Annotated in this window: 9 protein-coding genes; 5 read left to right on the top strand and 4 right to left on the bottom strand. The window is 59.5% G+C overall.

Features of this window, described 5'->3' with window-relative positions:
* Positions 1-32: 32 nt before the first annotated feature.
* Entirely contained in the window at positions 33-1,457 is a 1,425-nt protein-coding gene (locus NL116_RS06015) for a gamma-aminobutyraldehyde dehydrogenase (protein ID WP_494376409.1), read from the top strand.
* Between the two features lie 226 nt (positions 1,458-1,683).
* Entirely contained in the window at positions 1,684-3,168 is a 1,485-nt protein-coding gene (locus NL116_RS06010) for an APC family permease (protein WP_494376408.1), read from the top strand.
* A gap of 330 nt (positions 3,169-3,498) precedes the next feature.
* Here the strand turns inward: NL116_RS06010 and NL116_RS06005 are convergent, their stop codons facing one another.
* On the bottom strand, positions 3,499-3,684 hold the full coding sequence (locus NL116_RS06005) for a hypothetical protein (RefSeq protein WP_494376407.1): 186 nt from the start codon (positions 3,682-3,684) through the stop codon (positions 3,499-3,501).
* 392 nt (positions 3,685-4,076) lie between these two features.
* Here NL116_RS06005 and NL116_RS06000 point away from each other — a divergent pair, with 392 nt between their 5' ends.
* Positions 4,077-5,702 (top strand): glucan biosynthesis protein D, encoded by a 1,626-nt coding sequence (locus NL116_RS06000; RefSeq protein WP_494376406.1) that lies wholly within the window; start codon positions 4,077-4,079, stop codon positions 5,700-5,702.
* A 206-nt stretch (positions 5,703-5,908) separates the two neighbouring features.
* On the opposite strand, the gene NL116_RS05995 is transcribed toward NL116_RS06000, so the two are convergent.
* The 3 genes from NL116_RS05995 to NL116_RS05985 form a co-directional block, all read right to left on the bottom strand.
* Complete coding sequence (locus NL116_RS05995) at positions 5,909-7,015, bottom strand: NADH:flavin oxidoreductase/NADH oxidase (RefSeq protein WP_494376405.1); 1,107 nt, start codon at positions 7,013-7,015, stop codon at positions 5,909-5,911.
* 199 nt (positions 7,016-7,214) lie between these two features.
* A complete protein-coding gene (recJ, locus tag NL116_RS05990) occupies positions 7,215-8,924 on the bottom strand; it encodes a single-stranded-DNA-specific exonuclease RecJ (RefSeq protein ID WP_494376404.1) in 1,710 nt (569 codons plus the stop codon).
* A 55-nt stretch (positions 8,925-8,979) separates the two neighbouring features.
* On the bottom strand, positions 8,980-9,522 hold the full coding sequence (locus tag NL116_RS05985; protein WP_494376403.1) for a YaeQ family protein: 543 nt from the start codon (positions 9,520-9,522) through the stop codon (positions 8,980-8,982).
* A 147-nt stretch (positions 9,523-9,669) separates the two neighbouring features.
* Between NL116_RS05985 and NL116_RS05980 the strand changes: the two genes are divergently transcribed.
* Entirely contained in the window at positions 9,670-10,869 is a 1,200-nt protein-coding gene (locus NL116_RS05980; protein ID WP_494376402.1) for a CaiB/BaiF CoA transferase family protein, read from the top strand.
* On the top strand, positions 10,850-11,776 hold the full coding sequence (locus NL116_RS05975) for a TIGR02285 family protein (protein WP_494376401.1): 927 nt from the start codon (positions 10,850-10,852) through the stop codon (positions 11,774-11,776). Before NL116_RS05980 ends, NL116_RS05975 begins: the two co-directional genes overlap by 20 nt.
* The last annotated feature ends 143 nt before the right edge of the window (positions 11,777-11,919 follow it).

The following is an 11,919-nucleotide window of genomic DNA, read 5'->3' as shown; positions in this document are numbered from 1 at the left end:
ACAACAAGATCTGCTTTGAAGAGGACAGAACCATGCAAACCAAACTCTTGATCAACGGCCAACTGATCGACGGCGAAGGCCCCGCCCAACCTGTGTTCAACCCGGCCCTGGGCCGTGTGTTGGTGGAAATCAACGAAGCCAGCGAAGCCCAGGTCGATGCCGCCGTCCGTGCCGCCGACAGTGCTTTTGAAGGCTGGTCGCAAACCCCGCCGAAAGAACGTTCGCTGCTGCTGCTCAAACTCGCCGACGCCATCGAAGCCCATGGCGAAGAACTGGCCAAACTGGAATCGGACAACTGCGGCAAGCCTTACAGCGCCGCACTGAACGACGAGATACCGGCGATTGCCGACGTGTTCCGTTTCTTCGCCGGCGCCAGCCGTTGCATGAGCGGTTCGGCGGGCGGCGAATACCTGCCGGGCCACACCTCGATGATCCGTCGCGACCCGGTCGGCGTGATTGCTTCCATCGCGCCGTGGAACTACCCGCTGATGATGGTCGCCTGGAAAATCGCCCCGGCCCTCGCTGCCGGTAATACCGTGGTGCTCAAGCCATCAGAACAAACTCCGCTGACTGCGTTGCGTCTGGCGCAACTGGCGTCGGAAATTTTCCCGGCCGGTGTACTCAACCTGGTGTTTGGTCGTGGTCCTAGCGTGGGCAGCCCTTTGGTCACCCACCCGAAAGTACGCATGGTGTCGCTGACCGGCTCGATTGCCACCGGTTCGAACATCATTTCCAGCACCGCCGACAGCGTCAAACGCATGCACATGGAACTGGGCGGCAAGGCCCCGGTGATCATCTTCGACGACGCCGACATCGACGCCGCGGTGGAGGGCATCCGCACCTTCGGTTTCTACAACGCCGGCCAGGACTGCACCGCCGCATGCCGCATCTACGCGCAGGCCGGCATCTACGAAAAGTTCGTCGAGAAACTCGGCAAGGCAGTCAGCAGCATCAAGTACGGTTTGCAAGATGACCCGTCGACCGAATTGGGCCCGCTGATCACCGCGCAACACCGTGACCGTGTGGCCGGGTTTGTCGAGCGCGCCATCGCGCAACCGCACATTCGCCTGATCACCGGCGGCAAGGCTGTGGAGGGCAATGGTTTCTTCTTCGAGCCGACGGTGTTGGCCGATGCTCAGCAAGATGACGAAATCGTCCGTCGCGAGGTATTCGGTCCGGTAGTGTCAGTCACCCCATTCACCGATGAAGCACAGGTGCTGGGCTGGGCCAACGATTCGGACTACGGCCTGGCGTCGTCGGTATGGACCGCGGATGTCGGTCGCGCGCATCGGATGTCTGCTCGCTTGCAGTACGGCTGCACGTGGGTGAACACGCACTTCATGCTGGTCAGTGAAATGCCGCATGGCGGTCAGAAATTGTCCGGCTATGGGAAGGACATGTCGATGTACGGGCTGGAGGATTACACCGTCGTCCGGCATGTGATGTTCAAGCATTAAACGCATCGCGAGCAGGCTCACTCCTACTGGGATTGCGCAGAACCTGTAGGAGCGAGCCTGCTCGCGAATGAGTCACCTCGGTTTCAAGGCAGAAACCGGCAGTAAGCACCACCCAGGTTCCAACCAAAGCAGCCAAAAACAATAACCACCGATCCGGGCAGCGCCTCACGGCCCCGCCACGGTATCGGACATCCGAAATCTGCCGATTTTCCGGAGCTTACACACCATGAGTACAACCCCCGAACTCGCTGCAGCCGGCGTCGACAGCGACGCCGAGCAGCTACGCAAACTGGGTTACACGTCCAACTTCAATCGCAGCATGAGCCTGTGGGAAAACTTCGCCCTGGGCTTCACTTACCTCTCGCCGGTTGTAGGGGTTTACACCCTCTTCGGCCTGTGCCTCGCCGCGGGCGGGCCACCGATGTTCTGGGCCTATTTGCTGGTCGGTTGCGGCCAGTTGCTGGTGTGCCTGATCTTCGGAGAAGTGGTTTCACAATTCCCGATTTCCGGTGGCGTCTACCCGTGGGCCCGTCGCTTGGTGGGCAAACGCTGGGCGTGGATGGTCGGCTGGATCTACTCCATCGCCCTGTGCGTCACCATCGCTGCCGTTGCGGTCGGTGCCGGTCCGTACCTCGCCGCCATGATGGGTTTTGAGCCAAGCAACAACACCAACATCATCATCGCCCTGTTCCTGACGTTGTTCGCCACCCTGGTCAACCTCAGCGGCACCAAGGTGCTGGCGCGCATCGCCATGTTCGGCTTCCTGTGCGAACTGGTCGGTGCGGTGATCGTCGGCGTTTACCTGCTGGTGTTCGAGCGTCATCAACCGCTCAGCGTGCTGTTCAACACTTTCGACATCAGCGTCGACGGCTCGTATTTGCCAGCCTTTCTCACCGCTTCGCTGGCGGGGATGTTCCTGTACTACGGCTTCGAGGCCTGCGGCGATGTGGCCGAAGAAACCCCGAACCCGAGCAAGAAAATCCCGGTGGCCATGCGCATGACCATCTACATCGGCGGCATCGCAGCGATGTTCGCCTGCCTGGCGCTGATTCTCGCCGTGCCGGACATGCAAGCCGTGATCAGCGGCGCCGACAAGGACCCGGTCACCACCATCCTCAACAACGCCTTCGGCCCGGTCGGTTCGAAAGTGGTGATGGGCGTGGTGATGATTTCCTTCATATCCTGCGTCATCAGCCTGCAAGCGGCGGCGAGTCGTCTGCTGTATTCCTACGCTCGCGATGAAATGGTCATCGGCAGCTCCCTGCTGAAGAAGATTTCCCCTACCACTCAGGTTCCGGTAGCGGCACTGTTCGTCTCCGGCGTCCTGCCGGCGCTGATCATCATCCTCGGCTTCTTCCTGCAGGATGCCGTGGCAACCATCGTCAGCTTCGCGGCGATCGGCATCTACCTGGCCTTCCAGATGATCGTTCTCGGGGCCCTCTATGCCCGCATGAAAGGCTGGAAACCGAGCGGCAAATTCACCCTCGGCGCCTGGGGCTGGCTGGTGAACATCGGCGCGCTGGCCTACGGCATCGGCGCAATCGTCAACATGGCCTGGCCACGCACGCCGGACGCGGCGTGGTACATCAACTACGCCATGGTGCTGAGTACGGCGATCGTGATCGGTTTGGGGTTGTTGTACATGTGGCTGGCCAAGCCGTATGACCATGGGACTGCGCCTGCGGGGGACGCGTGGAAGGTTAGTCGGTAGTTGAATTCGCCCCGGCAGCCACCACGGTGCCGGGGCACTTCTTGCATTTCGAAATACACCCACCTCTCCCGTTCTCCCCGCCCGCTAAAGTTTCCTCTAAACCAACGCAACACTCGGGTTGACGAAAATCAGGGAAGGCCCTAGGGGCAAAAAAGTCGAAATGACGTCGAAGGCAGCGTCAACTCCAAGCACCCTTTGGTAATACTCGTGGATTCCATCACAGTCACTTTCAGCTTTTTGTCTTTCCACCAACTGGAAAGATTTCCGGGCTCGGGCAGACCTTGGAACCTTCAGCCGCGACAGACTTGCCACAGCTGAATGCTCGTTTCATCAAAACCGCGAAACACTCCTCATCGCATCCACCAGATACCGCATCGCAATCCGGTCGCTCTCCGACAGCTCTCGATACCGTTCCAGCAACTTCATCTCGTCCGGGTTGAGCCGGCGCCTTCGCCGACCGCTAGCCAGGCAAGGAAGAATTCCTAATATTTCGGTGATGCCTTGTACTTTTGTCATCGACGATGTCCTTCTATAAGCACGAGAAAACTTCAAAAACCGCATCGCCCTCTCCTTTTTGTTTGTCGCCGGCCTTAAGGGCTGAAGCCGGTCATGAGCACAGAATAGGAACATTCCCGGCGCTGAAAAGCGGTTTTTAGAGTAATTAGTCAAAAAAAGCAGAAATGCCCTATAAATCAGAAAGTACTGTCGGAAAAGTTAACCGAAATTTCTTGTTTCATTGCCGAACCATCAAAGTGCCATCGATCAATTTTTGTCTGCAATCGAACGGTTTAAGCTATTTGGCATCTGTTTAAAGTCCGTTGCGTTTGGTCGAAGGCATGTCCGAACCGTTATTTTTGATCCAGAACGTGCCAGGAACGGCGCGGGATTGCTCACGACAGGTTGTACTTATGCATCGCAGGAATTTGCTCAAAGCGTCCATGGCTATCGCGGCCTACACCGGTTTGTCGGCCACCGGCCTGCTGGCCGCCCGTGCCTGGGCGGGCAACGGTACGGCGGATGGCGAGGCCCAGGCGTTCGATTTTGAAGCGCTGAAGATTCAGGCCAGGCAACTTGCCGGCAACCGTTATCAGGACACCAAGCAGGTGCTGCCGCCAACGCTGGCGACCATGACGCCGCAGAACTTCAACGCCATCCGTTATGACGCGAACCACTCACTGTGGAAGGATTTGAACGGTCAGCTGGACGTACAGTTTTTCCACGTCGGCATGGGGTTCAAGCAGCCGGTGCGCATGTACAGCGTCGACCCAAAGACCCGTCTGGCGCGGGAGGTGCATTTCCGCCCTTCCCTGTTCAACTATGAAAAAACCACGGTCGATACCAAGCAGCTGACGGGTGACCTGGGGTTTTCCGGGTTCAAGCTGTTCAAGGCCCCGGAGCTGGACCGGCACGACGTGTTGTCTTTCCTCGGCGCGAGTTACTTCCGTGCGGTAGACGCGACCGGCCAGTACGGTCTGTCGGCGCGCGGGCTGGCGATTGATACGTACGCCAAGCAGCGCGAGGAGTTTCCGGACTTCACCAAGTTCTGGTTCGAGACGCCGGGCAAGGACAGCACCCGCTTCGTGGTCTACGCGCTGCTGGATTCGCCGAGCGCCACTGGCGCCTATCGCTTTGACATCGATTGCCAGGCCGAACGTGTGGTGATGGAGATTGATGCCCACATCAACGCGCGCACCGCCATCGAACAACTGGGCATCGCACCGATGACCAGCATGTTCAGCTGCGGCACCCACGAGCGCCGCATGTGCGACACCATTCACCCGCAAATCCACGACTCCGACCGACTGGCGATGTGGCGCGGCAATGGCGAGTGGATCTGCCGCCCACTGAACAACCCGGCGACCCTGCAATTCAATGCCTTCGCCGACACCGATCCGAAAGGTTTCGGTCTGGTGCAGACCGACCATGAGTTCGCCAGCTATCAGGACACCGTCGATTGGTATAGCAAGCGTCCGAGCCTGTGGGTGGAACCGACAACGGCGTGGGGCGAAGGCTCTATCGATCTGTTGGAAATTCCTACAACCGGCGAGACGCTGGATAACATCGTCGCGTTCTGGACCCCGAAAAAACCGGTCGCGGCCGGTGATTCCCTGAATTACGGCTACAAGCTCTACTGGAGCGCGCTGCCACCGGTCGGCACGCCGCTGGCGCGGGTCAATGCAACCCGTTCGGGGATGGGCGGCTTCACCGAAGGCTGGGCGCCGGGTGAGCATTACCCGGAGGTCTGGGCGCGGCGCTTTGCCGTGGACTTCACGGGGGGTGGTCTGGATCGCTTGCCGGAAGGCGCAGGGATCGAGCCCGTGGTGACGTGCTCGAACGGCCAGGTGAAGGATTTCAATGTGTTGGTGCTGGACGACATCAAGGGTTATCGCATTACCTTTGACTGGTTCCCGACCAATGACAGCGTGGAGCCGGTGGAGCTGCGGTTGTTTATCCGGACCAATGACCGGACGTTGAGTGAGACCTGGTTGTATCAGTACTTTCCGCCGGCGCCGGATAAGCGTAAGTACACCTGAAGTTAAGGGTTGTCTGGGCGGGCCTTTTCGCGGGCAAGCCCGCTTCCACAAGGATCGGCTGTGTTGCACAAAAGGAGTGAACTCTACTGAACCCTGTGGGAGCGGGCTTGCCCGCGAAGACGGCCTGACAGGCGACAAATGTTCCCGCCCGGAAACGCAAAAGCCCCGATCACATCGATCGGGGCTTTTTGGTTTTACAGCCGCATTCAGTCACGCAAATCCGACTCATGTATCGGCTGATCCCGGTGCGTCGCCCGCTGGTACTGCGCGGGCCAGATGGCCTTGCGCCCGCCCAGGTCATCATCGGCATGCAGCGGCCAATACGGATCGCGCAGCAGTTCTCGCGCGAGGAAGATGATGTCCGCCTGGCATGTGCGCAAGATGTGTTCGGCCTGGGCCGGCTCGGTGATCATGCCGACCGTGCCGGTGGCAATGCCCGACTCCTTGCGCACGCGCTCGGCGAAGCGGGTTTGATAACCGGGTCCTGTCGGAATTTCGGCATTGGCCGCCGTCCCGCCGGAGGAAACGTCGATCAGGTCCACGCCCAGCCCTTTGAGGCGGCGCGCCAGCTCCACGGTTTCATCCGGGTTCCAGCCGTCTTCCACCCAGTCAGTGGCCGATACCCGCACGAACAGCGGCAGCTCTTCAGGCCACACGGCACGCACTGCTTCCGTCACTTGCAGCACTAGCCTAATCCGGTTCTCGAACGAACCGCCGTATTGATCGCGTCGCTGATTACTCAGGGGCGACAGAAATTGATGTAACAGGTAACCGTGGGCGGCGTGGATTTCGACCACTTTGAAACCGGCCGTCAATGCACGCCGGGCAGCGGCGACGAAGGCCTGGACGACGTCAGCGATCTCGCTTTCTTCGAGTTGCCGTGGGTGAGTGTGTTGCGGGTCGAAAGCAATGGTCGACGGGCCCACCGGCACCCAGCCGCCGTCTTCGGGTTTAACGCTGCCATGTTTGCCGAGCCAAGGTCGATGAGTACTGGCCTTGCGCCCGGCGTGTGCCAACTGGATGCCGGCCACAGCGCCCTGAGCGGCGATGAAGCGGGTAATGCGTTGCAGGGGTTCGATCTGTTCGTCAGCCCACAGGCCGAGGTCCTGGGCGGTGATTCGCCCATCGGCGGTGACCGCCGTGGCTTCGGTAAACACCAGGCCGGCGCCGCCGACCGCACGACTGCCGAGGTGGACAAGATGCCAGTCATTGGCCAGCCCATCGACGCTGGAGTACTGGCACATCGGGGAGACCGCGATACGGTTGAGCAGGGTCAATTGACGCAGGGTATAGGGTTCAAGCAGCAGACTCATGGGGCACCTCTCGAATCAGTGGGCAGGCTCCAGGGTTCTGTTTGAAAAGTCGACGAGTGACAGGAAAAAGGTGCAGCACCCGCCCCCGCGGGCAAAAAATTCGACGACACGTCACAAGGATAATCAAGCAGTGCTTAGAGCCTAGTCGACATCGGGGGATGAGGGAGGGTTCCTGGGATATTTGGCGCCAGGAAGATCGCTATCGCGGTTCGATGTGGGCAATCATCAACTGCACAGTCTCATTGCCGCGAAACTCATTGAGGTCGAGTTTGTAGGCCAGTTCCACCCACTTGATGGTCGGGTTCGGCCAGATATCGCGGTCGATACCAAAGGCAATGCCATCCAGTTTCACCGAACCGCATTCGCTTTTCAGCACCACTTTGAGGTGCCGTTCACCGACGACGCGCTGCTCAACCAGCTGAAACACGCCGTGGAACAGCGGCTCCGGAAAGTGCTGCCCCCAAGGACCGGCATGACGCAGGGCGCGGGCCAGTTCCAGGTGGAATTCTTCGACCGCCAGCGTGCCGTCCGACAGCAGACGTCCGGTCAGGTCTTCTTCGCGCAATTGCCGACGCACTTCCGCATCGAAGGCCTCGGCAAACAGCGGAAAATTCGCTTCCGGCAACGTCAAACCTGCCGCCATGGCATGGCCGCCGTATTTGCTGATCAGGCTGGGATGTTGCGCGGCCACCACGCTCAGCGCATCGCGAATGTGGAAACCCTGAACCGAACGCCCCGAGCCCTTGAGCAAGCCATCGCCGGCATCGGCAAAGGCGATGGTCGGACGGAAATAGCGTTCTTTCATCCGCGAAGCGAGGATGCCGATGACACCCTGGTGCCACTCGGGATCGAACAGACACAAACCGAATGGCATCGACTCGACCGGCAAATCCTTCAATTGCGCCAGTGCTTCGCGCTGCATGCCTTGCTCGATGGATTTGCGGTCCTGGTTCATGCCGTCGAGTTGCACGGCCATTTCCCGCGCCAGTCCCGCGTCGTCGGTGAGCAGGCATTCAATACCCAGGCTCATGTCGTCCAGCCGCCCCGCCGCGTTAAGTCGCGGGCCGACAATGAAGCCCAGATCGGTAGAGGTGATGCGCGCCGGCTCACGCTTGGCGACTTCGAGAATCGCCTTGATCCCCGGCCGCGCGCGCCCGGCGCGAATTCGTTCAAGACCTTGATGGACCAGAATCCGGTTGTTGGCATCCAGCGGCACCACGTCGGCGACGCTGCCCAGCGCCACCAGGTCCAGCAATTCACCAATGTTCGGCTGCGGCTTGCTCTCGTACCAGCCGAGGCTGCGCAGACGCGCACGAAGCGCCATCAGCACATAAAAAATAACGCCGACACCGGCCAGTGCCTTGCTCGGAAAGTCGCATCCAGGCTGGTTCGGATTGACGATGGCATCGGCCAGCGGCAGTTCATCGCCGGGCAAGTGGTGGTCGGTGACCAGCACGTTGAGACCGGCTTCTTTCGCCGCCGCCACGCCTTCGACACTGGAAATACCGTTGTCCACGGTGATCAGCAATTGCGGCGTACGGGTCAACGCCACTTCGACAATTTCCGGCGTCAGGCCATAGCCGTACTCAAACCGGTTCGGCACCAAATAGTCGACGTGAGCCGCACCCAGCAGGCGCAAGCCCAACACGCCCACGGTACTGGCCGTGGCACCATCGGCGTCAAAGTCGCCGACGATCAGAATGCGCTGGCGCTGTTCCAGCGCCGTCACCAGCAAATCCACGGCGGCATCGATGCCTTTGAGCTGCTGGAACGGAATCAGCCGCGCCAGGCTCTTGTCCAGTTCAGCCTCGGTCAGCACGCCCCGCGCCGCGTACAGGCGGGTCAGCAGCGGCGGCAAATCACCGAGAAATGGCAGGGTGTCGGGCAACAGGCGAGGTTCGATGCGCATGGGGTGACGGAAGCTTCTCTTGATTACGTGGGATTAGTCTGTTGCCAGCGCAGTATTAGCCGCGCTCGCCTTGCAGCCATTGCAACTGGACTTCGTGCTGACCACGGTCGTCGGTGACGAAAATCGTCCCTTCGCTGATCATCACGTCCCACTTGATCACCCGTGGCATGTCTTTGGCCAGGGTTTCCAGGACGTCCTGCGGCACGGCAGCAATGTGCACGTTCTTGAGGTTTTTGATGGCGGGGATCACTTTGGTTTCCCAGACGCGCAAGCTGCCGTAAGCCAGCAGGCTGGTGCGTTCGGTGCGACGCGAGCACCAGGTCAGGCGATCGGCGTCTGGCTGGCCGACTTCGATCCAGTGCAGGACGCGGTCGTCCAGACTTTTTCCCCACAGGGCAGGCTCATCCACGTCTGACAGACCACGACCGAATGACAGCTGCTCGTTGTACCAGAAGGCGTAGGCCAATAGCCGCACGGTCATGCGCTCTTCGGTTTCCGAAGGGTGACGGGCGATGGTCTGCTTCACGGTCTCGTAGATGCTGCGGTCGAGGTCGGTGAGGTTCAGTTCAAACTTGTAGGTCGTGGACGGCTGGGCCATGAACGGGCTTCTTGATACGAGGAAAGGCGGCAAGTCTAACCGATGCTGTAGGCAATCATCGAACTGAAGGCGATTCTGCTTGCTCGTCTGACGTTCGGCTATGTTAAAACGCTATCTCTGCTCAGCCTTTGTCCTACAGGATCTCGCATGCCGCTCACCGGAAAACCGCTCTCAGGTCTGAAAGTCATCGAATTGGGTACCTTGATCGCAGGGCCGTTTGCCTCTCGCATTTGCGGTGAGTTTGGCGCCGAAGTCATCAAGATTGAGTCCCCCGACGGCGGCGATCCGTTGCGCAAATGGCGAAAACTGTACGAAGGCACCTCGCTGTGGTGGTTCGTCCAGGCGCGCAACAAAAAGTCCCTGACCCTGAACCTGAAGCACCCGGACGGTCTGGCGATTCTGAAAAAGCTGCTCGCTGAAGCGGACATCCTGATTGAGAACTTTCGCCCCGGCGTGCTGGAAAAACTCGGCCTGGGCTGGGAGGTCCTGCACGCGTTGAACCCGAAATTGGTGATGGTGCGTCTCTCCGGTTTTGGTCAGACCGGGCCAATGAAAGACCAGCCGGGTTTCGGCGCGGTCGGTGAATCCATGGGCGGCCTGCGCTACATCACCGGTTTCGAGGACCGGCCACCGGTGCGCACCGGGATTTCCATCGGCGACTCGATTGCGGCGCTCTGGGGTGTCATTGGCGCGCTGATGGCCTTGCGTCATCGCGAAGTGAACGGCGGACTCGGCCAAGTGGTCGACGTGGCGTTGTACGAAGCGATCTTCGCCATGATGGAAAGCATGGTGCCGGAGTTCGATGTGTTTGGTTTCATCCGCGAACGCACCGGCAACATCATGCCGGGCATCACGCCCTCCTCTATCCACACCAGCGCCGACGGCAAACATGTGCAGATCGGCGCCAACGGTGATGCGATTTTCAAACGCTTCATGCTGATCATCGGCCGTGAAGACCTGGCCAATGACCCGGTACTGGCCAGTAACGACGGACGTGACAGCCGTCGTGACGAGATTTACGGCGTGATCGATCGCTGGGTCAACTCGCTGCCGCTGGACACGGTCATCGAACGGCTGAATCAGGCTGATGTGCCGGCCAGCCGGATCTTCAGTGCCGAAGACATGTTCAGCGATCCGCAATACCTGGCCCGGGAAATGTTCCTGCAGGCCAAGCTTCCGGACGGTAAAGATTTCAAGATGCCGGGCATTGTGCCGAAACTCTCAGAGACACCTGGCACTTCGGAATGGGTCGGGCCGCAGTTGGGCGAACACAATGCGCAGGTACTGCACGATCTTGGTTACGACAAGGTACAGATCGAAAAGCTGCGTGAAGACGGGGCCATCTAAGCTGAAACGCCTGCTTTCATTAGCCCTCCACGCCCCCCGTAGCGGGTGCGCAGTCGCGGCTTTATGGCTGTTGGCCGGGTTGGCCTTGCCCGTTGCGGCGCAACCCAAGGAGACGTTGATCTGGTTGCTGCGTGATTTACCGCCGACCATGATCTTCGAGGGGCCGAAAAAAGGTCAGGGGATCATCGATCAGATGCTGCCGCTATTGATTGCCGGCATGCCGCAATACGAGCACATCTTGATGCGGGTCAACCGCGCCCGCGGCATGCAGATGCTTCACGAACCCTCATTTACCTGCGATCCCTCGCTGGTCTGGACTGAGGAGCGGGAACAGTCGATTGCATTTTCGGTTCCGGCCTTCCGCGCCGTGAGCAATGGACTTGTGATTCGCAAGGAAAATCGACCCGTGCTGGAACCGTTTCTGAGCGATGGTGAAGTCGATTTGGCAGCGCTGTTGGCCGGCAGTGGCAAGAAAGTCGGCGTGGTGGCCGAGCGCAGTTACGGACAAGTCCTCGATGCATTGCTAAAGCAGGCACCGGCCGGTGCTCTGACGCCTCACTACGGCAACGATGCGCTCGGCAGCCTGTTGCAGATGCAACGTCTGGGACGATTGGAGGTGGTGATGGGTTACTGGCCAGAAATTCGCTACCTGGCTCGTCAAGAGCACATATCCGATGATGAACTGGCGTTTTATCCGATCAAGGGCACGGGCAAATACATGTCCGGGCATATTGGTTGCACCAATACAGCCGAGGGACGGCAGGCGATCAGCGAAATCAATCAGCTATTGCGCGCACTGCCTCATGAACGACTGGATCCGTTGTATGCCGACTGGCTCGATCCAGAAAGGCGCAAGGATTACCTGTCAGAAACCAAGGCTTTTTTCGAGCATCAGGCCGAGCACTGACAAATCGCAGGCAAAAAGAAACCCCGAGAAGTGGGGAGACGACTCGGGGTTAAACGTGGCCTACATAAAGACCAGTAGCAACAAGCTACAAGCACCGGAGCACAATGCTTGATCCTGCTGTTACAACGTCTGACTGACCTAAG

Source organism: Pseudomonas sp. FBCC-B1667, assembly GCF_059133255.1.
This window is presented reverse-complemented; position numbering and strand designations above follow the sequence as displayed.

Coding starts and splice junctions, on each gene's coding strand:
- NL116_RS06015 (WP_494376409.1), top strand. CDS start 33: ATGCAAACCAAACTCTTGATCAACGGCCAACTGATCGACGGCGAAGGC.
- NL116_RS06010 (WP_494376408.1), top strand. CDS start 1,684: ATGAGTACAACCCCCGAACTCGCTGCAGCCGGCGTCGACAGCGACGCC.
- NL116_RS06005 (WP_494376407.1), bottom strand. CDS start 3,684: ATGACAAAAGTACAAGGCATCACCGAAATATTAGGAATTCTTCCTTGC.
- NL116_RS06000 (WP_494376406.1), top strand. CDS start 4,077: ATGCATCGCAGGAATTTGCTCAAAGCGTCCATGGCTATCGCGGCCTAC.
- NL116_RS05995 (WP_494376405.1), bottom strand. CDS start 7,015: ATGAGTCTGCTGCTTGAACCCTATACCCTGCGTCAATTGACCCTGCTC.
- recJ (WP_494376404.1), bottom strand. CDS start 8,924: ATGCGCATCGAACCTCGCCTGTTGCCCGACACCCTGCCATTTCTCGGT.
- NL116_RS05985 (WP_494376403.1), bottom strand. CDS start 9,522: ATGGCCCAGCCGTCCACGACCTACAAGTTTGAACTGAACCTCACCGAC.
- NL116_RS05980 (WP_494376402.1), top strand. CDS start 9,670: ATGCCGCTCACCGGAAAACCGCTCTCAGGTCTGAAAGTCATCGAATTG.